General features: G+C 37.0%; 22 protein-coding genes and 1 pseudogene. 11 read left to right on the top strand and 12 right to left on the bottom strand.

Annotation, left to right across the window (positions count from 1 at the left end; all coding sequences use genetic code 11):
* Window positions 1-141 precede the first annotated feature (141 nt).
* Complete coding sequence (locus MOK21_RS00490; RefSeq protein ID WP_053482024.1) at window positions 142-333, top strand: hypothetical protein; 192 nt, start codon at window positions 142-144, stop codon at window positions 331-333.
* 141 nt (window positions 334-474) lie between these two features.
* Here the strand turns inward: MOK21_RS00490 and MOK21_RS00485 are convergent, their stop codons facing one another.
* Together MOK21_RS00485 and MOK21_RS00480 are read right to left on the bottom strand one after the other, a co-directional pair.
* Window positions 475-1,815 (bottom strand): D-serine ammonia-lyase, encoded by a 1,341-nt coding sequence (locus MOK21_RS00485; protein ID WP_249071775.1) that lies wholly within the window; start codon window positions 1,813-1,815, stop codon window positions 475-477.
* Complete coding sequence (locus MOK21_RS00480; RefSeq protein WP_249071773.1) at window positions 1,805-2,278, bottom strand: YaiI/YqxD family protein; 474 nt, start codon at window positions 2,276-2,278, stop codon at window positions 1,805-1,807. Before MOK21_RS00480 ends, MOK21_RS00485 begins: the two co-directional genes overlap by 11 nt.
* Before the next feature lie 187 nt (window positions 2,279-2,465).
* On the opposite strand from MOK21_RS00480, the gene gdhA reads away from it, so the two are divergent.
* The 4 genes and pseudogenes from gdhA to MOK21_RS00460 form a co-directional block, all read left to right on the top strand.
* Window positions 2,466-3,839, top strand: a complete 1,374-nt coding sequence (gene gdhA, locus MOK21_RS00475) for an NADP-specific glutamate dehydrogenase (RefSeq protein ID WP_249071771.1) — start codon at window positions 2,466-2,468, stop codon at window positions 3,837-3,839.
* A gap of 173 nt (window positions 3,840-4,012) precedes the next feature.
* Window positions 4,013-4,699, top strand: a complete 687-nt coding sequence (locus MOK21_RS00470) for a phosphoribosylaminoimidazolesuccinocarboxamide synthase (protein ID WP_249071769.1) — start codon at window positions 4,013-4,015, stop codon at window positions 4,697-4,699.
* Window positions 4,700-4,874: 175 nt separating this feature from the next.
* On the top strand, window positions 4,875-5,528 hold the full coding sequence (locus MOK21_RS00465) for a YIP1 family protein (RefSeq protein WP_249071768.1): 654 nt from the start codon (window positions 4,875-4,877) through the stop codon (window positions 5,526-5,528).
* A 315-nt stretch (window positions 5,529-5,843) separates the two neighbouring features.
* Window positions 5,844-6,037 (top strand): annotated as a pseudogene (locus MOK21_RS00460) (transposase); the annotation flags it as partial.
* A 389-nt stretch (window positions 6,038-6,426) separates the two neighbouring features.
* Here MOK21_RS00460 and MOK21_RS00455 read toward each other — a convergent pair.
* From MOK21_RS00455 to MOK21_RS00425, 7 genes are all read right to left on the bottom strand, one after another.
* Window positions 6,427-7,629, bottom strand: a complete 1,203-nt coding sequence (locus MOK21_RS00455; protein WP_249071766.1) for an NAD(P)-dependent malic enzyme — start codon at window positions 7,627-7,629, stop codon at window positions 6,427-6,429.
* 403 nt (window positions 7,630-8,032) lie between these two features.
* Window positions 8,033-8,863 (bottom strand): MBL fold metallo-hydrolase, encoded by an 831-nt coding sequence (locus MOK21_RS00450; RefSeq protein ID WP_249071763.1) that lies wholly within the window; start codon window positions 8,861-8,863, stop codon window positions 8,033-8,035.
* 54 nt (window positions 8,864-8,917) lie between these two features.
* Window positions 8,918-9,475: a hypothetical protein gene (locus MOK21_RS00445; RefSeq protein ID WP_249071762.1), complete on the bottom strand. Its 558-nt coding sequence runs from the start codon at window positions 9,473-9,475 to the stop codon at window positions 8,918-8,920.
* Window positions 9,468-10,568: a hypothetical protein gene (locus MOK21_RS00440; protein ID WP_249071759.1), complete on the bottom strand. Its 1,101-nt coding sequence runs from the start codon at window positions 10,566-10,568 to the stop codon at window positions 9,468-9,470. Before MOK21_RS00440 ends, MOK21_RS00445 begins: the two co-directional genes overlap by 8 nt.
* Window positions 10,565-11,080 carry a sigma-70 family RNA polymerase sigma factor gene (locus MOK21_RS00435; RefSeq protein ID WP_249071757.1) on the bottom strand — a complete coding sequence of 172 codons (516 nt, stop codon included), beginning with the start codon at window positions 11,078-11,080 and terminating at the stop codon, window positions 10,565-10,567. The genes MOK21_RS00440 and MOK21_RS00435 overlap by 4 nt, the downstream gene beginning before the upstream one ends.
* Before the next feature lie 959 nt (window positions 11,081-12,039).
* Complete coding sequence (locus MOK21_RS00430) at window positions 12,040-12,849, bottom strand: sulfurtransferase (protein ID WP_249071755.1); 810 nt, start codon at window positions 12,847-12,849, stop codon at window positions 12,040-12,042.
* 10 nt (window positions 12,850-12,859) lie between these two features.
* Complete coding sequence (locus MOK21_RS00425; protein ID WP_249071753.1) at window positions 12,860-16,471, bottom strand: dynamin family protein; 3,612 nt, start codon at window positions 16,469-16,471, stop codon at window positions 12,860-12,862.
* Window positions 16,472-17,001: 530 nt separating this feature from the next.
* Here MOK21_RS00425 and MOK21_RS00420 point away from each other — a divergent pair.
* Window positions 17,002-17,427, top strand: a complete 426-nt coding sequence (locus tag MOK21_RS00420; protein WP_249071751.1) for a DUF4183 domain-containing protein — start codon at window positions 17,002-17,004, stop codon at window positions 17,425-17,427.
* 30 nt (window positions 17,428-17,457) lie between these two features.
* Window positions 17,458-17,778 carry a DUF4183 domain-containing protein gene (locus tag MOK21_RS00415; RefSeq protein WP_249071750.1) on the top strand — a complete coding sequence of 107 codons (321 nt, stop codon included), beginning with the start codon at window positions 17,458-17,460 and terminating at the stop codon, window positions 17,776-17,778.
* Between the two features lie 212 nt (window positions 17,779-17,990).
* Here MOK21_RS00415 and MOK21_RS00410 read toward each other — a convergent pair whose 3' ends face one another.
* Window positions 17,991-18,614 carry a pyroglutamyl-peptidase I gene (locus MOK21_RS00410; protein ID WP_249071747.1) on the bottom strand — a complete coding sequence of 208 codons (624 nt, stop codon included), beginning with the start codon at window positions 18,612-18,614 and terminating at the stop codon, window positions 17,991-17,993.
* Window positions 18,615-19,129: 515 nt separating this feature from the next.
* Here MOK21_RS00410 and MOK21_RS00405 point away from each other — a divergent pair.
* The 4 genes from MOK21_RS00405 to MOK21_RS00395 all read left to right on the top strand — a co-directional run bounded on the left by MOK21_RS00405 (window position 19,130) and on the right by MOK21_RS00395 (window position 22,263).
* Window positions 19,130-19,585, top strand: a complete 456-nt coding sequence (locus tag MOK21_RS00405; protein ID WP_249071744.1) for a chemotaxis protein CheX — start codon at window positions 19,130-19,132, stop codon at window positions 19,583-19,585.
* 358 nt (window positions 19,586-19,943) lie between these two features.
* Window positions 19,944-20,066, top strand: a complete 123-nt coding sequence (locus MOK21_RS23660) for a hypothetical protein (protein ID WP_255349996.1) — start codon at window positions 19,944-19,946, stop codon at window positions 20,064-20,066.
* Between the two features lie 57 nt (window positions 20,067-20,123).
* A complete protein-coding gene (locus tag MOK21_RS00400; RefSeq protein ID WP_249071743.1) occupies window positions 20,124-20,615 on the top strand; it encodes a cupredoxin domain-containing protein in 492 nt (163 codons plus the stop codon).
* Window positions 20,602-22,263, top strand: coding sequence for a b(o/a)3-type cytochrome-c oxidase subunit 1 (locus tag MOK21_RS00395; RefSeq protein ID WP_249071741.1), 1,662 nt, complete (start codon window positions 20,602-20,604; stop codon window positions 22,261-22,263). Before MOK21_RS00400 ends, MOK21_RS00395 begins: the two co-directional genes overlap by 14 nt.
* A 687-nt stretch (window positions 22,264-22,950) precedes the next feature.
* Here the strand turns inward: MOK21_RS00395 and MOK21_RS00390 are convergent.
* Window positions 22,951-23,103, bottom strand: a complete 153-nt coding sequence (locus MOK21_RS00390; protein ID WP_249071739.1) for a hypothetical protein — start codon at window positions 23,101-23,103, stop codon at window positions 22,951-22,953.
* Between the two features lie 184 nt (window positions 23,104-23,287).
* Entirely contained in the window at window positions 23,288-24,784 is a 1,497-nt protein-coding gene (locus MOK21_RS00385; protein ID WP_249071737.1) for a carboxypeptidase M32, read from the bottom strand.
* Between the last annotated feature and the right edge of the window lie 100 nt (window positions 24,785-24,884).

Here is a 24,884-nt window from a genome sequence, read left to right as displayed (position 1 = left end):
AAAGATCCATACAATGTGGTAACTAATCACAAAAATTTTTACAGCCTAACGACTGAATAATCTTTTATAGTAAAATTATGATTTTAAAAGCTCAAAAGTGTTATACTAATAAGCACGTTATAAATCGAGGAGTTAGACAAGATGAAATATTTTAAACCGCAAATGCAGCAACTTGTGAAAGAAAACCGTGAATTACATGATCGCCTAAAAGAGTTAATGGCCGAAATGGATTTGCAAAAAAATTATGCTTTAAAAGCTCTATATCACGCTGAAGTAGCGGACGGTGGACGCTATCAGCAAGATTATCAAGCGTTGGACTATTTATATAAATAACTCTAAATGTGCAAAAACACATTGAATAATTGAAATAAAACACGATGTGAAGTTTTGAATAAACTCGTGATCCAATTTTAACAGTAATGAACGCAAGAATGTGGATTTTGATAGCATTCTTGCGTTTTCTCATTGACTACCTCATTGATTAATTTTTGCTACTTGCATTGCCTTTGCCATGTATTCCTCACGCATTTCGACCGGCACCATACTTCCGCCTGTTGCCCATATAAGATGAGTAGCTTGCTCCATCTTATCAACTAAATCATGTTTTTCTAAATAACTTTGTCCATTTTTCATTAACTGAATGGGTCCGAACATCCCTGCATGGGCAGATGGCTCTAAAAATAATCCTTCTACCTCCATAGCTAATGCTAGTGATTTAAATAATTCCTCATCTTTTACTGTGTAACATCCGCTCACATAAGTTTCCATCACTTTACCAACAAATTTTGACGCACGACCAACAGCAAGGCCATCTGCTTCGGTTTTATTATTAAGACCGATATCTTCTACACTAATTTCATCATGTAAACCTGTCATTAAGCCCATTGTCATACAAGGGGATGCTACGGGCTCAGCGAAGAAGATATGGGCATGCTCTCCAAAAATTTCACGTATCCCGTACGCAACTCCCCCCGGTCCTCCACCTACACCACATGGTAAATACACGAACAATGGATGGGCTTTATCCACAGTAATATTCGTCTTTTCAAACTGTGCTTTTAAACGCTTCGCCGCCACTGCATAGCCAGCAAATAGGTCCTTCGAATTTTCATCATCAATAAAATGACACATAGGATCTTGTTCAGCCTCTCGACGACCTTGTTCTACGGCAACACTATAATCAGCATCATATTCAATAACTGTCGCACCTTTTTCACGCAGCAAGGTTTTTTTCCACTCTTTTGCATCACTCGACATATGTACAACGACATTAAAGCCGAGTTTTTTGCCCATAATGCCGATACTCAATCCTAAATTACCTGTAGAACCAACGGCAATTGTGTATTGCTGGAAGAACGATTGAAACTCCTCTGTTGCCAACACCGCATAGTTATCCTCTTTTGTTAGTTTGCCTTTAGCGATTGCAAGCCGCTCTGCATGCCTTAATACTTCAAAAATACCACCCCGGGCTTTAATAGAGCCGGAAATTGGCAAGGCATGATCGCATTTTAAGATAAATTGACCTGGTAATAACACATCAAATTCCTTTTCAAGAGCCTTCTTCATGAAAGGTATATCTTGTATCGATGATTCAATAAGTCCTTTGCTTTCCAACAGCTCTGGAAATGCTATTTTTAAATAAGCAGAAAAGCGTTTAAGTGTTTCTTCTGCCTCTTTCACTTCCCCCATTGAAAAATGATTTGTTTGCACCTTTTTTTCTCGCTTTGTATTTTCCCAGAGTACGGTTTCATGATTTGCTAGCTCTTCTAGTCTTGGATATTGGTTAAATAGTTCGTGTTTAGGTTCATTTTCCATCTTGGGATCCCTCCATTTTTTGTGCTAAAATTGCTCGTTCACAAATTTGTCGAAATTTCATTTCAAACGAAATATTGTTTTCTTGAGTTCGTTTTTTAGGTCCTCTCGTACGCCCCCCAGCACGTCTGATTTTTTGTCCTACATGGCGCATTTCGAGCAAACGTTCGATATTTTCATTGGACATTTCTCGCCCATTTTGATCGATTGGATAACCTCCCCTCGCCAAAACCATAGCAGCTAAACCGTAATCCTGCGTAATGACAATATCATGCTTTGAAAGCGCATTCACTAGCGTAAAATCAACTGAATCTGGACCCTTTGGCACAATAATTGTTATTACATTATCACGTTCAATACGATGGGATGTATCGCAAAACAAGATTGTTTCAATCTCAAACTCAGATGATATAGAAAGCGCCAAATCCACGACTGGACAGGCATCAGCATCAATTAAAACCTTCACAATAAAGCATCATTCCTTTCTCATAATTAGATAAATCACTTATTCCATTATTATTTTAAAATAATAATTCTCTACCCCCATTTGTTCAATTTTTCACAAACTTAAGACTGTTTTAAAAAGTATTTTATTGAATAGTGCGAAAAATACATATACGATACAAATATCAAATAACTGGAGGTTTTTTACTATGACAACTACAACTCTAAGCAACGAACAATTAGCAAAAGAATACGTTGATGGCGTATTTGAGCAACTAAAACAACAAAATAGTTATCAAGCGGAGTTCTTACAAGCAGCTGAAGAAATTTTCATTTCATTAGTGCCTGTATTTGCACAACACCCTGAATATATTAAAGCCAATATCTTATCTCGTATCGTTGAACCAGATCGTATCATCTCCTTCCGTGTAGCTTGGCAAGATGATAACAATCAAGTTCAAGTTAACCGTGGTTATCGTGTGCAATACAGTAACGTAATGGGGCCATACAAAGGCGGTCTTCGCTTCCATCCTTCTGTAAATGAATCAATTATCAAATTCTTAGGCTTTGAACAAATCTTTAAAAATGCTTTAACAGGCCAACCAATCGGTGGTGGTAAAGGTGGATCAAACTTCGATCCTAAAGGTAAATCAGATTCGGAAATCATGCGCTTCTGTCAAGCATTCATGACTGAATTATACAGCCATATCGGGCCAGATGTCGATGTTCCAGCAGGTGATATCGGTGTTGGCGCTCGCGAAGTAGGCTATTTATGGGGCCAATACAAGCGTTTAACAAAAGCAAACGAATCTGGTGTATTAACTGGTAAAACTCCTGGCTACGGTGGTTCTTTAGCCCGTAAAGAGGCAACTGGTTATGGTACTGTCTATTTTGTAAAAGAAATGCTTAAAGACGCCAATGATTCATTCGAAGGTAAAACAGTTGTAGTTTCTGGTTCTGGTAACGTTTCAACATATGCTATTGAAAAAGCACAAGCTTATGGTGCAAAAGTTGTTGCTTGCTCTGACTCTTCAGGCTATGTTTACGATCCAGACGGTTTAGATCTTGATGCAATTAAAGAAATTAAAGAAGTAAAAGGCGATCGTATCTCTACTTACGTTAACTATCGTCCAAATGCTACATTTACAGAAGGCTGCACTGGTATCTGGACTATTCCTTGTGACATCGCACTTCCATGTGCAACTCAAAATGAAATTAATGGCGATTCAGCTCGTACTTTAATCTCTAACGGTGTGAAAGCTATTGGTGAAGGTGCAAACATGCCATCAGATCTTGAAGCCATTAACGAATTCTTAAATGCAGGCGTATTGTTTGGTCCTGCTAAAGCTGCCAATGCTGGTGGTGTAGCTGTATCCGCACTTGAAATGGCGCAAGATTCAAGTCGCGTTTTCTGGTCATTTGAAAAAGTAGATGCTAAATTACATGAAATTATGAAAAACATTTATGCAGATAGTAAAGCGGCTGCAGAAAAATATGGTTTCCCTGGGAACCTTGTAGTTGGCGCAAACATTGCAGGCTTCATTAAAGTTGCTGATGGTATGCTAGCTGAAGGCGTATATTAATAACTTTAACTCACCATTAGATGATAGCGAATATTCGTTATCATCTTCTTTTTTAATAAAAAACAAGTTTAAACAGACATTTAGATTAAATTAAAACGAACGATTTTACTATTAAATATTAAAATCATTCGTGTTATAATAATAGAGTACTACGAAATATTGGAGGGTTTTTTGTGGAATTATTGTATACAGGTAAAACGAAAAATGTGTTCAAGTTAGAAGATGGTCATTACTTATTAAAATTTAAAGATGATGTAACTGGTGAAAACGGCGTATTCGACCCAGGTGCTAATACGGTAGGATTAACTATCGACGGTGCTGGTTTAGCTGGTCTTCGCTTAACTTCTTATTTCTACTCAAAACTAAACGAACAAGGTGTTCCTACTCACTACGTTGATGCAAATTTCAACGACGCAACAATGACGGTAAAACCTGCAACTGTTTTCGGTAAAGGTTTAGAGGTCATTTGCCGCTTCAAAGCAGTAGGATCTTTCTTACGACGCTATGGTGCTTACGTGAAAGAGGGACAAGACTTAGATTCTTTCGTAGAAGTTACCATCAAAGATGATGATCGACTAGATCCTCCTATTTCTGAAGATGCTTTAGCCATGTTAGACCTATTAACACACGAAGAATATGCAATTTTAAAACAACGTACAATTGAAATCGCTAAATTTGTTGCTGCAGAGCTTGCCAAAAAAGGGTTAACACTATATGATATTAAATTAGAGTTTGGTCGCGATGCTAACACAAATGAAATTTTATTAATTGATGAAATTTCAGGTGGTAATATGCGTGCTTACAAGGGCGAACAATACATAGAACCATTAGAACTTGAAAAAATTATGTTAGCTGAATAAAAAATCCATTCTATTAAAATGCCACGTCTGACTAGATACGAGTAATCAAAAAGAGTCGCTACCTTTGCGGCTCTTTTTTTAATAAGATGATATTTCTTTCGAAACTTTTCATTGGATCATTCGTATACTAATTATACGCGTAAGGCATTTAAACTATTATTTTGGAGGTAATTCGATGGATAACTTTAATGAACCATCACAAAAAAGGCCAAAGGTTAATCCATTTTTATCTATTTGGTTGCATCCAAAGCAAACAACCCGTTACATGATAGAAGAAAAATCAATAGGTTTTGCGATTCTTCTCATGTCAATTGGTTATCTTGGTGTTACACTTTCAGACCTTATTGATAGCAAATTTATGATAGACTGGTCTCCTTGGTTTATCCTCATTTTTTGTGTTATTGCAGCACCGATTACAGCGATAATTGCTACAGCTTTTTCTGCACTAATCGCTTGGCTGTTCGGTAAGCTTTTTAAAGGAACAGGTACGTACTCAGACTTATTCAAAGGGCTAAGTTTAACGGCTATTCCATTTATAGTACTTATTCCTTTTTATTTAATTTGGTTATTTACATCACCTGAGTCTTTAATGAACCCTGACTTCACTGGACCTTACCCTTGGTTTTTCTGGATAGCCATTTTATTAACCCTTGTGGTTGTAGTTTGGTCCGTCGTTATTACAGTAGGCATTATTGCAGAAGCACATCAAATACCGAATTGGATGGCCTTCTTAACACTCTTAATTCCAAGCATTATTTTAGGTATTCTACTAATTATTCTTATTATTGTGCTGTTTTTAATTTTCGGCATTTTTATCGGAATGATGTAAAAAAATCTCCCCTCTATATGAGGAGGGCACTGAAAAAGTCCATATCTTCTCACTTCGCGAGGTATTCAAGATTAAATCATCGAATACCTTGCTTTTTTCTTTTGGCACTGTGACTCTACTGTTGTTTTCCGAAGCATTCCGCTCGCTTTCCGCGGGCGAGCGCCGAGCCTCCTCCTACGCTTCGCTACGTGCGGGGTCTCGTCTGTCTCGCTTTCCCGCAGGAGTCGAGCGATGCTTCTCCAAACAACGCAATGTATCATACTATTATTTTAGTCACGCTTTCCTTTAAAAGAGTTGTGCAGGTGGTGCCCCCTGATGATTTCAAATCAAGAAACCCTTAATTTTAGTCCATACATGGCGAATTACGATATTATTGAGCCAAAAGATAATATACTTCGCCAGATCAATGAACTTGTTGATTTTTTTCATTCAATTTAGAAGAGTTAAGAACAGAATATTGTTTAGACAATGGACGTAATGCCATTCCTCCAATTCGTATGCTTTTGTTTGAATAAAATTGCAATTTACATCTTTCGTTGTTTTCCGAAGCATTCCGCTCGCTTTCCGCGGGCGAGCTCCGAGCCTCCTCCTACATTTCGCTTCGTGCGGGGTCCGTCTGCCTCGCTTTCCCGCAGGAGTCGAGCGGTGCTTCTCCAAACAATGCAATGTATCATACTATTATTCTAGTCACACTTTCCTTTAAATTACTGTGCAGGTGGTACTCCTGATGATTTCAAATCAAGAAACCCTTAATTTAAGTCCATGCACGGCGATTTATGTATATTAAAGCTACTAAACAAAATAAATAAGAAATAGAGACAGGAATAAGGCACTTCCTGTTCAAAATTGAACAAAAAGTGCCTTATTTTTATTTTAAAAAGGTTCACTATTGTAAAGGCTAAACTGAAAGCACTGTATTTTGTTGGAATAACTCCGACACCCCTGACTCAACAGCAGCACCACTTACAGCTTGTGAAACAATTTCAACAACTCGTTCATCTAATGATTTAGGGACAATATATTCTTCCGTTAATTCTTCGTCACTAACAAGGGCGGCTATTGCTTCCACCGCAGCAATTTTCATTGCTTCATTAATATCTGTTGCTCGAACATCCAATGCACCACGGAAAATACCAGGGAAAGCAAGCACATTATTAATTTGGTTTGGATAATCGGAGCGTCCCGTCCCCATAACACGTACACCCCATGCTTTGGCGTTTTCATACGTAATTTCAGGATTTGGATTTGCTAGTGCAAACACGACCGGATCTTCATTCATTGAAGAAATATGTGCTTCTGTTAATAAATTGGCTACCGATACGCCGATAAAGACATCAGCGCCTTTAAGGGCATCTTCCAACGTGCCATGTAATTTTTCAGGATTTGTTAAATGGGCTACCGTTTCTTTAACCGGATTCATACCATCAGCGCGACCTTCATAAATGAGACCTTTTGTATCACACATATAAATATTTTTATAGCCCATTTGTACAAGAATACGCAAAATAGCAATTCCCGCCGCTCCTGCACCATTAATGACAACCTTCATCGTAGCCACATTTTTCTTCACAATACGATTGGCATTAATCATCCCTGCACCTACTACAATTGCCGTTCCATGCTGATCATCATGGAATACAGGAATATCACATTCTCGACGCAGACGATCTTCAATTTCAAAGCATCTCGGTGCTGAAATATCTTCTAAATTTACAGCACCAAAAGTGGGAGCAAGCGCCTTCACAATACTGACGATTTCATCCGTATTCTTCGTATCTAAACAAATAGGAAAAGCATCCACATTGGCAAAGCGCTTTAATAAAATGGCCTTTCCCTCCATTACAGGTAACGCCGCTTTCGGACCAATATCACCCAACCCTAATACCGCAGTACCATCTGAAACAACCGCTACCATATTCCCTTTCATTGTATAGTCATAAACAAGCGAGGGATTGCTTTCAATCTCTACACAAGGTGCAGCTACCCCTGGTGAATATGCAAGACTTAAATCATATGAATCTTGCACAGGCACTTTAGAAATCACCTCTAATTTACCGCTATAATACTCGTGCATTTCTAAAGCCTTTTTCATAATATCCATTTAACCCCATCCTTTTCCATTAGAATTATTATATATTTCAGAATCATAATACTTTGTGAAAGTAAAGTCAACGAATTTTCTGTCAATTTTAATTTTTCTTCGAAATATCGGGTTTTATTATCCTCTATACTAATTTTTTGTCTTGTTATCAACTTCACAATCAATTATATTAGAATAATTTTTACATCGATTATCCTTTACGTAAATGTACCAATACCACCATTAAGCCTGTTCAACTTTTCACATAGTATTTTTCTTGTGTAAATGAGAATTTTTTCACAAACTAATGTAAGCGTATCCATTTTTTTATATAGTCCCGTCACATTTCCTTCACATTTTTTCACAAAGTTTTATATGATGCCCTCTCTTGTCCTCCTCGATTTCTAAGCAAAAAAAAAAGCCCTTATGTTAAGGACTCTTTTGTAAATTGATTGATGAAAGCGGTGATAATATGCTTGGAAGACCACTGTTCCCCTGATACTTTTATAATCGGATAATCTCGAGGAAAGATTGCTTTTGTTATTTCTTCTACCGAATAACCTTTATAAAATAATTGCTTTATATTACTTTCCAATTCTTCTAAATAAGCAATTTTTTCTTGTATTTTCATTCGACCATCCACAAGAAAGCCTGCATGACAGCAATACACTACTTCGAAATCATAGCTTAATATTTTTTTCAAGGACGCCAAGGTATGTACGATATTTTCTTCATCAAGAACAACCTTAGTTTTCGTCTGTATATACAAATCACCTGTAAACATTGCACCTGTTTCTCGATTGTAAAATGCTAAATGATCTGTCGTATGCCCCGGAGTTTGAATAACATCCCATATAGCTGACTTCGTTTGCAATGTTTCACCTAATGGTTGAGCAATAAACGCTGGTCGCTCACCCCATAACGCCTGTCGATAGAAAGGATACTCCCCATCCTTTGCACAAACGCTCACCGAATCACCATGAATATAGATAGGTACATCCTTATGTTGCTGAATCCATGCTGCATTTCCTGAATGATCCTCATGAGAATGAGTGAGCGCCAATTGCTCAATCGGTATTTCATTAAAAAAGGATTGGAACTCCTGCGAAAGTGAGTACGAGCCCGTATCAATAAGTAAACCATCTACAAAAAAGCTATAAGCACTCATGCCAATCCCCTGAACTGCCACTTTACCGTGAGCACATTGCACACCACGATTTTGTTGAATCTCTATACTTTTTTCTCGTTTAAACATCCTTTTTCACCCCTTTGTACAAAGAGTGTAGCATAAAATGAATAACCAGTCATTTTACGAATTCATCACAACCCTCATCTTAGATTTAATATTCTTTTTCAAGCTACGCAAATGGAAAAGTAAACGTACATTAACGATGAATATCAAAACAGCTCCTACTATTAATAGAGAGACTATTACATCATATTCACTATTCATAAGAAAAGTCCAGCTAGCTGTGACGCAAAGTACAATCCACATATATTGTTTCATAATTCTTGCAGTAGATCCTAGCAAATTATTTTGTCTCTCAATTTCTACTAAAATTTTGCCGAATTCTAAGATAATGAGTAAATCAACACTTACTGTTAAAACTAAGTGCCATGTAATTGATAGCAAATTTGATGCTACAATATTTGCAATTAAAAGTATGATTCCAATGAAAATATATTTTTTGACCAATGATTGACCTTTAAAATAAGACAAACTCTTCATAAATGCTAGGTAAATCAATAATTGCTGCACATAAAAGGCATATGGATAGACATTTAAAAATACTAGTTTTAAGGATAGAGCGATCGTTAGCCACTTTAACAAGTTCAATTGCCGTTGCTTTTCCGCAAAATTAATCATGCCTCTCAATCTCCTCTCGTATTTTTGGAATATTGAATGAAGCTTCTCTATTTATCCATTTTGGTAACATTCCATCTCTACCACTAACACCAACCTTCGCACGTACATCCATTCCTGCCTCACTAGTTTGAAATGTAATTATTACTCTCTGTCCCTTTTTCACAGCAATAGGAAAATCCTTTTCCGTATAGGCAATTTCATTGACTTTAATGTCCGTAAAACTGACACTATGCTTTAATACTTCAGGTATATTTACTGCATCCAGCACAACATCCTGCATCATAACAAAAATCGCCATTTCATCATTACCACCAGATGTCCCTAGAAAGTCCACTTGCACTTTTTCTGGATGGTCAAAATCCATTTGCAAAAGTGTCGGCAACTTTTCACCATCATCAAGCACTAGAAACACTTCTTTACTGTTAATAAGGGTCTGTATCTCTTCTCTATTCCCAACAAAATAAGCTGCGCGCATAAACTGATGCGAACTGTCATTTGTGACATCTACGGGATAATATGAAATTCCTTTATTTTCGCTATTGCCATAATACTTTGCTTGCAAAGTAAGATTATCAGCCTGTAAATATTTCACAAAACGCCGATCACTTTTATTTGTAATATAATGGATTGTAAAGTCAAAGTTCTCATTGCTATAAAAAAAGTCTTGCACAAGTGGGACCGTAATTGGTTTTGGTAATTGATTTTGCAAATAGACTGTACTATTACCGAGCAATAGTGTCATAATGAAGCCCATAGCTATACTCAACTTTTTATCGATCCCTTTTCGAATTGCTATTATCACAACTAAAATAGTCATAATCATTAGGAAGATTGCTATGCACCAATGCACAATAGGTGAAGATAGACTTTCATCTAATAAACTGCTCGACTGCTGTTGTCGTGTATCCTGCTTTCCTACTCCTAAAGCTATAAAGCCTCCAGCTGCGATTGTCACAGTAACTGTCAATATTTTAGGCATCCAGCGCTTATGCTTTTGTTGCTCATTTTTCGCTCGTTTAATTCCTTTTAGGCTACGCTTATGCAACGATTTCGGGATATCAATTCGATCCAACTGCTTTTTAAAGTCGTTCATTCTTGCACCTCCTGTTCAAGCGCTTGCTTTAATTTTTTTAATGCACGATACAAAATGGTTTTCGTAGTTCCTAATTTTAGCTGCAAAACCTGAGCCACTTGAGACAAAGTATAATCATGATAAAATCGAAGTAAAATTACGTCTTTTTCCTCTTTTGTGAGCTTTGCCATGACATCTTCCAACGCCCATTTTTCTGGGAGCTCCTCTAGTGACTCTTCACCTATTTCTAACTCCGCCTCAAAAGGCCTGTTCTGCCCTCGCTTTTTTAGCAAATCTGATGCACAATTAATGACAATCCTCATTAACCATGTTTTTACATAAGTGACGCTCTGTAATGAATGTATGTATTTAAAGCTGCGGTAAGCGACCTCCTGCACAACATCAAGTGCATCAGCCTCATTGCCTACGTATACATACGCCATTTTATATAAGTCTATTTCAAACTGTGAAAATAACTGTGCGAACGCCTCTGCATCCCCCTCTTTTGCTCGTTGGACGAGTATTTCCTGCACTAGCTCACCCCCTATACTTATTAGACCTTAAAATTCCAAATTTGGCTTTAATATTAGCAAATAATTTAAAGGAGTCGAAGTCCTTATGTTATTTGGATCGTACTGTTTTCCAGTACAAAACTTTAAAAAACACTATAATATGGCTATTTACTTTTTTCATACGAATTGGTTTATCAAATCACATACATAAAGTTTCATTATAGAAATATAACGAAGCGAATACATAATTATTATAAATGACAAGGAACTATATTCTACTAAGGCCAAGGTTAGTGAAAGAAGGAATTAATTCCTATTACAGAAAATGGTATGATTTAGACAAGAGGTGAGGTAAATGAGTCTTATTCTTTTTGCTTTCATTCACATACTCATAGGATTGGCATTACTATACTTTTATCGTAAATTACCAAAAGCAATAGCTACATTTGCGTTTGTTTTTCTTACTATGAGTTTTCTTTATTGGGGAGTCGTTTTATTAAAGTAACGAACAATGCAGGTACTTTCTGTGGGGTGTCGTATTAGTTTCTAGAAAAAGAGGAGGGGCTGCATTAAAAATTAGTATAAAAAATTATTGATTAATTTATTTTCAATCGTGATCATAAATTTTTCAATATTCGACTTTCTTTTCAACTCGGGATGAAGAAATGTTGTTGAAACAGATATTTCTAATGCTTATTATTTGTTATTAAGAACAAATGGTTCAGATGTTATTAATACGACATCAAACGTGATAATCCAACATAACCTATTTGGTTGGAAAGTCACTGCAAGATATGAAAGTACAAATGGAGATTTAGATAAACATCTAATTGATAGAGAAACTAAATAATTCGTAAATTTCGATTCACGAACTATCAAACCATGTTGTACAAAAAAGGTACTGCGAATGGCAGTACCCTTTAGTTTTGTACTTCAAAACAGAACTAGTTAACTTAAGTGAGTGTTCTTATTGAATGGATTTATTCATTTGTCCCTTTTTCTACATCATATTGCGTAATCCAGTCACTAAAGCTGCCTACATACAGTTGAATATTTTCGTAACCTTCATCTGCTAACACTGCATACAATGGTGATGCTGTAACACCGCTGCCACAATATACAACAACACGTTCATCACGAGCAACCTTACTGCGCAACTCATCATTGGCTTGCAAATGGCCATCTGACTTTAATTGCTCCCAGTCAAAGTTTTTCGCTGTTGGAATATGACCAGCTACCTTATCTAAAGGCTCCACGTCACCACGGTAGCGAGCTGCGGCACGTGCATCTAGCAACGTTGCATCTACTACCCCATCAACAATGGCTTTAACTGCTTCACGGGGCGCATAAAGTTCATCACGCCAAACAAATTCAATCGTAGTCGGTGGGTATTTTATGATGTCTTTTGTGAAAGTTATTTTTTCCTCAAGAGCAGGTGCACCACCATTTACAATCACTACATTTGGAAAGCCGGCATATGTCAGCATCCACCAAGCACGAGGTGCGAATGGTGCAGCCCCTTGATCGTAAACGACAATTTGATCCTCATAAGTTAATCCTAATCCTTGAAACGTTGCCGATAGCTTTTCCTTATTCGGCATAGGATGGCGGCCATCGCTGGACCCCATATCTGATAGGTCTTGCTCTAGATCGATATAAATCGCTCCTGGTGCATGTCCCTCTTCAAATAACTTATAACCAGCCTCTTTTTTTTGTAAATCAAAACGAGCATCTACGAAACGGACTCCATCTAACTGAATTTCCTCAACTGATTTGAATACTTTTCCCAAATGAATCACCTCATACGTATTGTAATTGATCATAAATAGCTTTCCAAGAAGCTAAACGGCTTTCTTCCTGAAGTGCAAGTCTTTCTGTAGCAATCTGTTCAAGAGCCTGATGATAAATATGCAAACGTAATTTCTCCGCTTCCTCAGCAATATAGGTAATCGCCCATGTCATGAGTGATACTTTCTGAGAATCTAAATAATTTTGCGCATCTGGTTTTGTTAATACCTCTAACGCCTCACTTAGCTTCGTTTTTTCATTCTTCTCAAAGAATGCCTTTTGATTGCGGAAGTATGATTTCACACTTGAATATTTTGCGATATCTGTAAATGGCCCTTCAAAATCAAGTAAATCTGGCTCAGAAGATTCAAACGCTAAGAATGAGAAGCTACGGTTTAATTCTTTTAGCTCACGTACTTCATCTTTAAAACGCAGTTGCATCTTTTTACTAATAAACTGTGATAAACGGAAGTTTGTTACACGCATTTCTTGTGTAAAGTCAAAGCGTAAACTTTGCATTACTTCCTTTAAAGCATGCTCTAATGCTTGCTGAGCTGGCATTGCTGCAAATGTCGAAGGATTATAGCCTTCCTTAAAGAACTCTGGGTAACGATAATACACACGCTGAAGAACATAATACAGTAATTCATCAAGCTCTTGCTTCGTTTCACTTTCCAGCATACTTGTATTCAGCGCATTGAATTTCGATTTTATATGCTGTTCTAAAGTTGTCAATTCCTCTAAACGCTCATCCTTACGCTTTAAGTTCTCTTCTGTCTGCGCAATTAAGTCACCTAAACGTTGCTCCGTTTTATCGACTTCCTCTGCAAGTGCCTGAACAGCCAATGCACTTAATTCATCATTTAAGAATGTGTGGAAGGCATCTTCGAACGGTGGCATACCTGATGTTAAATCAGTACCCTCTACTTTTTCTTTTAAGGCCATTAAGCTTGACACACCGTAAAGTCGAGGGAAGCGAATGCCAAAGCGTTGTAGCTCTGAACGCACATAGCCTTTTACATCTTCCTGCTCTTCTTCTGTTGTCGCTAAATCAATAGCATTAACGATAAAGAACATCTTATCAAGTTCGAAGGCGTCCTTCACACGCCCTAGCTGGATTAAAAACTCACGGTCAGCTTTAGCAAAAGCGTGATTATAATAAGTTATAAACAAGATTGCATCGGCATTACGAATATATTCAAACGCAACACCTGTATGACGTGCATTAATAGAATCTGCTCCTGGTGTGTCAACAAGTGTTACACCCATGCGTGTTAACGGACTATCGTAATAAAAATCAATATTATCGACAAAGCAGGATTTATTTTCTTGTGCAACAAATTTTTCAAACTCTTCACGGTTAACACGTAATACTTTTCCAAGCTCAGACTTAAATGTTGGGAATCCTTCTTTATATGCACGAATAAATGATTTATGCACATTTAAACGTTCGTCAGAAAGCTGTACCGCAAGTCCCTCATCTGCACGATTTAATGCCTCTTCTAAAGAAGAAACCGATAAACCAATTGCAGCGTACGAAGCTTGAATATCCTCTAGCATTTGATCAGCTGTTTTTAACTGTACATCTGCTGTTTCATGAGGATGCTCTGGTGACACAGGTCGAATTTTATTAATAGCCGCTGTTGTAGGGTTTGGTGATACAGGTAAAACTTTGGCACCCATTAACGCATTTGAGAACGAGGATTTCCCTGCACTAAATGCACCAAACAGGGCAATTGTGAAATCCTTTTTCTGTAATCGTTGTACTTTATTTTCTAAATAAGTTGCTACTTCCGCAAAGCCTTGTACATCTTTTACAGCATTTGCCGTATGAAGGGCACGCTTAACTACACCTTCAATAGGAAGACTCGTTGCACTAACAGCTTGCTGGGCCTCTTCCTGTTGTAACGCTTCCTCTTTTGGCTTTAACATCGTTTCATCAAATAATCGAATATCTGCTAAATCTCGCTTAAAGGCATGATCCCAATTTGTCAGCTGTTGATTTGCTAGTTGACGGATTTCATTGCTTGCCTGGTGCATAATACTTGCACTATATTGCTGATAGCCTTCGATTTCAAGCACTGCTTGAATGGCATCAACTTTCTCTTGCATACCGGCCATTTTTAATTTAGATGGAGCAGCTGTTTCAGTAGCTACTGCTTCTAAAGTTGTTGCTTGTGCATCCTTCCAATTATCTGTTTCTTGAATATAGTAGCGTTTTGTCGCCTCTGCCACACGGTTGGCAAAATTCAATACTGCATCTCCCGTTAACAGTGCGCCAACCTGTACTTGCTGCTCAATCAGTGAGAATGGTAATTCAAAGGCGTAGTCATCAATAGCCTTAGCACGTTCTTCATTTAATGCACCAACATCCTTTAAGACCTTTTTCATTAGCCCTTTTAAATGTCCAGTAATCTGTGCATGCGCCACATTTTGATAGGCACTATAAGCATCCTCTTGACGACGATTACGCTCTTCCTCGGTTTTTTTCTTAGCAGTAAATAAGCCCCCTACCTTGAAACCTTCCTGCTGACTCTCTAAATACAGACGTAATTTATCGCGTAAATCAGCTGGCATAATGGCAGCATTCGCAAGAAGTTCTTTACGTTGCTCTTCGAACGTTTCATTCCATGCCTCAATTGAGAACAATTCAACTTGACGATTTAACTTATTGTACTGCTCTAAAATATCTTTATGGTTTGCCCAGTCATCGGCACTTAATACATCTTCATCGATGTCTAAACGATCTTGTCTTTCTTCTGTTAAATAAGTGTCATGCTCGCTTTGTAATAAACGCAGCGTATTTGATGCAGTCTGTACAAGTTGATCCTGCCAATCATTCATACTATCCATAACAATTTTCTTGACAGCTTTAAAATCGTTATTAGGATGCTCAGGCTCTCTTAATGAAGTGAAAAATACTCCCTTTGGTACTACACCCCAAGCCGCGAAGGAATTGTGAACTGTTGCTTTAAATTCCTCAAAGCTTAACTCATTTTCATTGTGCTTATCAATCATGTTTACGATTAAATAAACGTTTGGATTGTACTTCATTAATTGCTTTGTAAATTGAAAATTCAATTCCGATTGAACGTGATTGTAGTCCATTGTATAAAATACAATATCAGCAATATGGAGGGCTGACTCTGTTGACATACGGTGAGCATCATCTGTCGAGTCGACACCTGGCGTATCCATAACTGTGACACCTAGTGGTAATGTCGATGTACTATGACCAATTTCAATTTGTGACACTAAATCCCCATTTTTACTTAGTTCTTTCACTGTTTTAAAATCATAGCCTGCTTCAAACTTTACAGGCTTTTCATTGTGCATATAGACAATCGCAAAGTCTTCATCTGATTTATGGACTTTGACGATATTGGCACTCGTTGGAATAGGGCTTGACGCAAGTAAATCTTCACCTGATAGCGCGTTAATCATACTTGACTTACCAGCAGAGAAATGGCCAGCAAAGCCTATGACATATTCTTTTTGCTGTATTTTACGGGCAAAAAGTGATGTCTTATCCATACGCTCTGTATCACCATTATGCTGATAAATTATGTATTGTAACGAGGCTTGCTTTAATAGCGCCTCCAACTGTTGTTCAAAATCTTTCATAAAACCAGTAACCCCTTTTTTCATATTAATCAATTTCGCCTTGGTGTAATTGAGTCCGGATTTTGAATTGTGCGACCACAATTCACTCCTTTAAAAATCCGTGACATCCGCCGGTGGCCATCATTTGTAATGTTTGGAAAAGAACTATATCCGCATTCATTTTACCACTACAGAGGTGGTAGTTTTTCTGAATGAAGATAGTCATAAATAATATTCTACCTTATTCGACAAGCAAAGTATAACACTAATTTACTTTGAAAAGCACAGATATCAGGGTTTCAGACGCCATATTCATCCATATTGTCCTGTTTAATCAAAAACAAAGCATTTTTACGCTCATCATCAATTTGTTGTGAAGTTCTAATATTTTTCTAAAAAACTACTATTTTCTCTTTCAAAATGGATGTGCAACTATGCAAATAATAATTTTCTTCATAGTTTAAGGTAAGGAAAACTAAGTTTTTAAAATTTAGACATGAGGTTACCATACTACACGGGAGGGAAACAATAATTAAAGGGAGTGATAAAAAATGGTGAACTTTAGGAATCACCGAAAAATCGAGCAAGAATGTGAATGTGCATGTGATGACCGGTTTATTTGGCCTCGTATAAAAGCTAGTACCATTCCTTCGGTAGACCCTCCTCCAGTCGTTGAACCTAGTGGAAATATCATCCCAACAGTAAATAGATATTTCTATATTGCAACATCAGATATTAATTTGACTAATGGGGCGACTCTACCCGCTATCCAATTTTGGGATGATCATGGGAACCAAATAACTGAATTTATCATTTTTAATCCGAATGGCTACGTTAATCTTTATATCAATGCCGTCATGCAAGAAGGTGGAATTTATACTTTAACGCCATCCTCATTAGCCTTAAGTCCAGATAATTCAACAATTTATGAAGGTACTCCAATCATCATAGAATCCTTAGGTTTTTCTATAAAGTAAGAAACAAACCTGAAAGGGGGTGAACATAAGGTGGCACTTTCTATTATTAATATTCATGTAAATGTTACAGGTACTTCAACGAGATTTTTTAATGTTTTAGCTACACCATTAACGATCACTGATCGTACAACAGTTGCCGCTACTACCTTTTTAAATGATAGCGGTATTGAAGCAACTACTTTTCCAATCGTCACAAACGGCTACTACAATTTATATATAAATGGTGTGTTACAGGAAGGTGGTTCTTATACCGTTTCTGCAACAGAATTAACGTTTCATACAGTTACTGGAACTTTACCTGCCGGAACACCAATTATTATTGAGGCTGTAGAATTAGTAACTACACTTTAAAGAGATCAATAATTTGGAGTATGTTGTGATCTAATTAAACTACTTTCCTATTAATTGTTTCATAAATAGATGAATCGACATTAAATAACTAAAAATGGATGCCTAAAAATGATGATTTACGTTTCATGGCATCCATTCTACTTTTTTATTTATTCCATTTGACACTTTCACTCATAATTTTTGTGGCATAATCCAGTACATGTGGGCCTTGGCTAATCCACATCGCAGGAGGAAACACGAATAGCCTCCTCGATACAGAGCCTAATACCAGTTATTAAATCTTGGATATTCCATCCCGGAATTTTTCCATGCTGAATCGCCAAATCAAATGACGCAGGAATATGAATAAATCCAGCACGGACCTCTTTATGTTGCTTCGCGTAAAGTAGTCCTTCGTACATAATATTATTACATAAATAGGTACCTGCCGTATTGGAAATTTCCGCTGGAAACCCTTCTTTGCATAATCGATTTACCATATTTCTAATAGGTAAATTCGTCATATAGGCATCTACACCATCATCATAAATGCTCTCATCTACAGGTGTATAACCAATATTATCTGCTTCCCCATCCTTAATATTAATCGCAATTCGCTCTGGTGTTATTTTGAAGCGACCTCCAGCTAGTCCTAATGAAATAATAATTTGAGGCTTTATCTCAGCTATATATTGTTTCAGCTGCTGAGCAGATTGTTGAAAATCTACTGATAAAATACGTCCTGTAATTTCATAGCCATCCATTATTTCTCCATTTAACTTTTCTACAATTTTCATCGTTGGATTAATTTTATAGTCAAGAAATGGGACAAACCCTGTTAATAATATTTTTGTCATTTTATCCACCTACATTTCTAGAGGACGTAGCTTGATTGCCCATCCGTTTTTTATTCATTAGCTCTAGCCTTAGTATTCTTTTATATTTCAATACTTCATTAACCATACTACAAAAAAACAATTCTCTTTCACAGTATTTTTCTGAAAAAACAAACAACTCCTCCATCTAAAAAAAAGCATGATCTCAAAATTACTCGGACCATGCTTTACTAGTATGAAAATTGTCGTTTTTGATATCTTCTTATTTTAAATGTGCAGTCGCCTGTTTCATGACGTGTTTTCCTACTCCAATATAGATAACCACTGCCGCTCCAATAAATACGAATGTCATTGCTAACCGCTCCTTTTTTATAAAAATATTATTTAAAAATAGACATAAGTGTCTATCTCACTGATTTTGAAAATCATTCTCATTAATATAATATAAATTTCCCATTAATTCGTCAAGACATACTTTCATCTTACCCTTTTAACATGGTAAGATGTAGAAAAGTCGGAAAAAGGATGCGGTAAAGATGAGTAATTCGAAGTACTTTCAAACTATTTTAAACGGGACAATTCACGCTTTAAAATCGATCCTGCCTATGGATATTGAGGTGAAAACGCCTAGTATTATTTCTGAACCTTTTCAACAACAGCAAATGGGTGTATTAATTGGTTTAATAGGAGATTTAAAGGGTCGTGTAATCATTGATTCCTCTCCTGAAATATTTAGTGGCATCGGCAATACAATGTTCGGTATGCCTCTTGAGGGAGAAATGTTGGAATCCTTTACGGGGGAATTCGGCAATATGATTGCAGGAAATTTATGTACTACCGTTGGACAAGAAAGCTTAGAAATCGATATCACACCGCCAACAGTAATGGTTGGTAACACAAAGTTATATGGCTTTGACAAGGCATTTGTACTCCCTGTTTCAATTCCAAACATTGGTCCACTAACAGTTCTTTTAACAATCGAAGAAGAATAGAGTTCTAGCATATCGGACTGTTCCAATTGATATATCCTATGCCAATACATCATGCTTTTATGATTATCCTTTGTCATTCTCTTTAATGAACAGACTATGCCCCATAAGACTCGGGTCTAAAATCCTAATAGTAAAATTTCTTGAAAAATAATAGATTTTGATAAAATTTACTCCGATTTTAACCCAAAAATAACCATCTCAATGACTATTGAGATGGTTATTTTTTATTCACTCCTCATTTTTTCACATTTTTTTCACATTTTTCGCCAAGATGTGTGATTTTTTTCACATCAAAAAGAAATTTATTTATATATCATGGCAATAAGAAAGACACAATAAAAGCGTAGGAGGAGCAAAAATGGCAAATAAAAAAAAGTCAGATGAAAACTTAAAAGGTTCACTCTATGCGGTATTCGGGGTAGGAATCATTATTATCTTACTTTGGGCATACTGCTTCGATTTGTTCATCAATCGTTTTTAACTTCTTACGCAATTATGCCGAGGCATAATTGATTCTACTAAGAAAGGACAGAGACATATGCACTTACATAAGTATGAGAAATATTGGCTTGTGTTTGGAGTTGCTACTTTAGTAGCATTCCTTATCATTTTAGGCATCGGTGCATTCCATCAAGGCTCACATCCGAACAATGGTAAAAAAACACTAGATTATGAGAAAGTAACAGAATTTGCCCCGTTCGATAATCCTGGTGTCCATAAAGTAAAAGGTAAGGACTGGGATTATGAAGTGGTTGTTTTAGCATCAGCGTTTAATTACAATCCTCCAGAAATTGAAGTTCCACTTGGAGCTAAGGTAAAATTTATCGCAACAAGTGCAGATGTAATGCACGGTTTTGAAGTTGCCGGTACAAATATTAATATGATGCTTGAACCAGGTTACATTTCTGAATATGTAACAGAAGTAAATAAAGTAGGAGAGTATTTAATCGTATGTAATGAATACTGTGGTACAGGACATACGATGATGCACTCTATGCTAAAGGTGGTGGATCCAAATGCGTCTAAATAATAATTTGGCAAAAGTGGATCGTCGTGATGCGAAGCTAGCAATGGCGCATATTTACGTGGCATTCTTTGCATTGTTATTAGGGGGTCTTGCAGGTTTATTACAAGTTTTCGTTCGTTCTGGTCAATTTACATTACCAGCAGGCATTGGTTACTATCAAGTTTTAACTGTACACGGTATTTTACTCGGTCTTATTTTAACAACATTCTTTATTTTTGGTTTCCAAATTGCCAGTGTTAGTCGTACGTCAGGGACTTTTTCAAATGGTCAACGTCGCCTTGGCTGGATTGGCTTCTGGCTAATGACTATCGGTACAGCAGCAGCTGCAACAATGGTTCTACTTAATGAGGCATCTGTTTTATATACGTTCTATGCTCCACTGAAAGCTCATTGGATATTTTATCTAGGCCTTACATTAGTCGTGGTTGGTTCTTGGGTTGGCGGCTCTGGCCAAATTTTGCGATATGCACAGTGGCGTAAAGAAAACAAAGGAAGTGGACAACGAAGCCCTTTACTTTCATTTATGGTTGTTGTCAATAATTTAATGTGGTTCGTAGCAACGCTAGGTGTAGCTGCTTCTGTTCTATTCCAGCTACTTCCATGGTCCTTAGGCTTTATAGAACGTGTTGATGTCGCACTATCCCGTACTTTGTTCTGGTATTTTGGGCATGCTCTTGTGTATTTCTGGTTATTACCAGCTTACATGGTGTGGTATGTCATTATTCCAAAGGTTATTGGCGGAAAAATTTTCTCTGATTCGTTAGCAAGACTTTCATTTATGCTATTTTTAATTTTCTCTGTACCAGTTGGGATCCATCACCAATTGACAGAGCCAGGTATTGATGGTACATGGAAATTCATACAAGTTGTATTAACATTTGCCGTAATCGTACCATCCTTAATGACTGCCTTCTCAATGTTTGCCATGTTTGAATTACGTGGTCGTGAATTAGGTGGGAAAGGACTTTTCGGCTGGTTTAAAAAATTACCATGGAAAGATGCTCGTTTCTTTGTGCCATTTATCGGTATGTTAGCATTTATTCCTGGTGGCGCAGGCGGTATCATCAATGCTTCTTACCAAATGAACCAATTAATCCATAATACCATTTGGGTTACAGGACATTTCCATTTAACGATTGCAACAACAGCAGTATTAACTTATTTTGGTGCGGCATTTTGGTTAATTCCATATTTAACAGGTCGTACACTGACAAAATCCTTAAACAATCTTGGTAATTTTGCCGCTATATTATGGGCTACTGGTATGACAATTATGTCTTCCGCTATGCACATCGCCGGTCTGATCGGTGCACCTCGTCGATCTGATTACTCTGAGTATGGTGGTGCTCAACAAGCTTATGATTGGATTCCTTATCAAATTGCTCAAGCTGTCGGTGGTACAATCCTATTCATCGCTATCATTATCATACTTTATATTGTGGTGAAATTAGCATGGTTTGCACCAAAAGGCGAAGAGGAGTTCCCAGTTGGTGAAGTACATGAAAACGGTGGTACGACACCAGCTATCTTAGAGAACTTTAAAGTATGGCTTGTTATTTTAGTAGCCTTAATTTTATTTGCTTATACTATCCCAATTATCGATATTATTTCAAATTCACCTCCAGGCTCAAAAGGCTTTAAGCTTTGGTAACAATGTTTTGCATCTTAATAAAAAGAGGCTAGAACAAAACTAGCTTCTAATATCAAAAAAGTGAAATTGAGTGTGCTTAATTTCACTTTTTTGATTTTCCTCTATATCAGCTTACATTTCTTAGTGAATGACCGTAAATTTCCTCAAATTCACAGCCATAAATGCAAGACCTATTTCGTTTCTACCTTCAATTTTCCTAGGACAGAAAATCAAGTGAAATGATTCCACATCAATTTTGCGGCGTTCGTTTTTTCTGAAAGCTTTGTTTCCACTTGCGTATAGACCCATAAAATCAGTTTAAGCACCATACGTGGATGAAAGGCAGGACAACTCGTACTTCGTATAAACGGTTCGAGTGTTTATTACGAAAAATAGAAAGCCGGTGAAATTTTACAAGTCGTAAAATTTCACCGGCTTTTTGGTATCAGAGGAGGAGTTTGTCCCTGTCTCTTAGTAAAGGCATCTGCAAAATTAGCATGATGGCTCACTTTTTGCCCACCGAACATTTTTTTGAAATATTTTTTAGCGAGCTCCCCTTTTTCTATTTTTGTATGCTTAAATTCCGCAATCTCAATTGCTTTTCATACGACTACCATCAATCTTTATTGCTATTTCGAATATGAAATATTTTAAAAACACGTTTCGTAAGGCCACATTTTGATAATTTGTGAAACAAAGGCTCATATATTAATGTGATGCATCGTGATTGTACGTTTCCATTTCAGAAGCAGGATCGAATTGCTCTTTACCCATGGCAAATACCATAATTAGCGCAATAGCAGCTGGGATTATCGCCCAAGCAAAAGTATGAGCAATTGAAATAGTAAGCGCTTCTTGCATTTTATCGAGAACCTCTACAGGAATGAAGTTTCGAGTTTCAGATGTTAGGATAACACTCGGATCACTTAAATCCATACCAGTAGGTGCTTGACCACTTAACGCGGACGTTAATCTATTTGAGAAAATATGGTTTTGGATAATCCCAAATACTGTAATTCCTGTAGTAGAGAAATCGCTTTATCCTTTAGAGCTGATACAACTTCGTATATTTTTCTTGTAAATAGTTTGCTAAATATTTCGCGTTTAAGCCTTCCCCCGTCGCCTCCTGTAGCAATTCGAACGGCTTTTTCAGCGCACCATATTGATGGACTTTGTCTGTTAACCACTCGCGAATTGGAAGAAGCTCTCCCTTTTCTAATAGCTCATCAAAGTTTGGAATATCTTTATCCATCGCATGTTTCCATTGTGCAGCATACATCATTCCTAAAGCATAGGATGGGAAATAGCCAAACATGCCCCCTGACCAGTGCATATCTTGAAGTACCCCTTGTGCATCCGTCTTAGGACGAATACCTAAATATTCCTCGTATTTATCATTCCATACTTGCGGAAGATCCTTTGCTTGAAGATCGCCATTGAATAGATCACGTTCAATTTCATAGCGTATCATAATATGTAGTGGATATGTTAACTCATCTGCTTCAATGCGAATAAACGATGGCTCCACCATATTAATTGCTCGAAGGAAATCCGTTAAAGCTATATCACCAAATTGTTCAGGAGAATACTTTTGTAGTTGCTCGTAGTTATACGCCCAGAACTTTTCGTTCCTACCTACAAAATTTTCATAAAACAATGATTGAGATTCATGTATCCCCATAGATGTCCCAGTTGCTAACGGTAAACCATCAAGCTTTTCATCGATATTTTGTTCGTACATGGCATGCCCACACTCATGGATTGTTCCAAAAATTGCTGAGCGGAAATCATTTTCATCATACTTCGTTGTAATACGATTATCTCCATGATTCAAGCCAATCATAAATGGATGTACACTTTCGTCTAAGCGACCTGCATCAAAATCATAGCCAAGTTGTGCTAACATTTCTAATGCTAATGAACGCTGAGATTCCCGAGGGAAATGTTTAAATAAAATGCTAGTATCTGGTTTATTTGGTGAAGCTGCAATTTTTTGCACAAGAGAAACGATCGTTTCACGCAATTCACCAAAAACTTGATCTAATACATCAGTCGTCATATCCGGTTCATATAAATCTAGTAATGTATTATATGGAGAACCATTTTTAATGCCCCAATATTGAATGAATTTCTTCTGACAGCTTATAATCTTCTCTAAATAAGGTAGGAATAACGCAAAATTATTGGTTGCCTTTGCTTCTTCCCATGCTGTTTCTGCTTTAGATTGTAGAATGACGAATTCCTTATATTCATCAGCAGGGATTTTTTTATTTTGATCATACTCTTTACGTACTTTTTCTACTAAACGCAACGTAACATAATCGAGATCTGCCTTTTGTCCCTCTAGATCCGTTAGTAATTCCCCTAACTCTTCACTAGTTTGCATATCAAATAAGGAGGCAGATAATGTGCCAACTACTTCTGAACGTTGAGCTAACCCCTTCTTTGGCGCACCCGTTCGCATGTCCCAATAAATCACGCTTAGCGCTTCTTCATAATGCTGCATTTTTTTCACATAGTCAGTAAATTGTTGTACAGTCATGTGCAATCCTCCTCCTTTTCACGCTATTAGTTTATCATATTTTCGAAAATTTTGTATATTATGGCTTTATCGTATTTTTATAGAAAGGAATGCTACATAT

Origin of the sequence: Lysinibacillus sp. BPa_S21, assembly GCF_023337795.1 — a bacterium.
Classification (GTDB): domain Bacteria; phylum Bacillota; class Bacilli; order Bacillales_A; family Planococcaceae; genus Lysinibacillus.
The sequence above is the reverse complement of the archived record's forward strand: the minus strand, read 5'-3'. Positions and strand labels throughout refer to the sequence as shown.

Coding starts and splice junctions, on each gene's coding strand:
- MOK21_RS00400 (WP_249071743.1), top strand. CDS start 20,124: ATGCACTTACATAAGTATGAGAAATATTGGCTTGTGTTTGGAGTTGCT.
- MOK21_RS00420 (WP_249071751.1), top strand. CDS start 17,002: ATGGTGAACTTTAGGAATCACCGAAAAATCGAGCAAGAATGTGAATGT.
- MOK21_RS23660 (WP_255349996.1), top strand. CDS start 19,944: ATGGCAAATAAAAAAAAGTCAGATGAAAACTTAAAAGGTTCACTCTAT.
- MOK21_RS00405 (WP_249071744.1), top strand. CDS start 19,130: ATGAGTAATTCGAAGTACTTTCAAACTATTTTAAACGGGACAATTCAC.
- MOK21_RS00450 (WP_249071763.1), bottom strand. CDS start 8,863: ATGTTTAAACGAGAAAAAAGTATAGAGATTCAACAAAATCGTGGTGTG.
- MOK21_RS00440 (WP_249071759.1), bottom strand. CDS start 10,568: ATGAACGACTTTAAAAAGCAGTTGGATCGAATTGATATCCCGAAATCG.
- MOK21_RS00485 (WP_249071775.1), bottom strand. CDS start 1,815: ATGGAAAATGAACCTAAACACGAACTATTTAACCAATATCCAAGACTA.
- gdhA (WP_249071771.1), top strand. CDS start 2,466: ATGACAACTACAACTCTAAGCAACGAACAATTAGCAAAAGAATACGTT.
- MOK21_RS00445 (WP_249071762.1), bottom strand. CDS start 9,475: ATGATTAATTTTGCGGAAAAGCAACGGCAATTGAACTTGTTAAAGTGG.
- MOK21_RS00390 (WP_249071739.1), bottom strand. CDS start 23,103: ATGCAAGAAGCGCTTACTATTTCAATTGCTCATACTTTTGCTTGGGCG.
- MOK21_RS00455 (WP_249071766.1), bottom strand. CDS start 7,629: ATGGATATTATGAAAAAGGCTTTAGAAATGCACGAGTATTATAGCGGT.
- MOK21_RS00410 (WP_249071747.1), bottom strand. CDS start 18,614: ATGACAAAAATATTATTAACAGGGTTTGTCCCATTTCTTGACTATAAA.
- MOK21_RS00490 (WP_053482024.1), top strand. CDS start 142: ATGAAATATTTTAAACCGCAAATGCAGCAACTTGTGAAAGAAAACCGT.
- MOK21_RS00395 (WP_249071741.1), top strand. CDS start 20,602: ATGCGTCTAAATAATAATTTGGCAAAAGTGGATCGTCGTGATGCGAAG.
- MOK21_RS00465 (WP_249071768.1), top strand. CDS start 4,875: ATGGATAACTTTAATGAACCATCACAAAAAAGGCCAAAGGTTAATCCA.
- MOK21_RS00425 (WP_249071753.1), bottom strand. CDS start 16,471: ATGAAAGATTTTGAACAACAGTTGGAGGCGCTATTAAAGCAAGCCTCG.
- MOK21_RS00385 (WP_249071737.1), bottom strand. CDS start 24,784: ATGACTGTACAACAATTTACTGACTATGTGAAAAAAATGCAGCATTAT.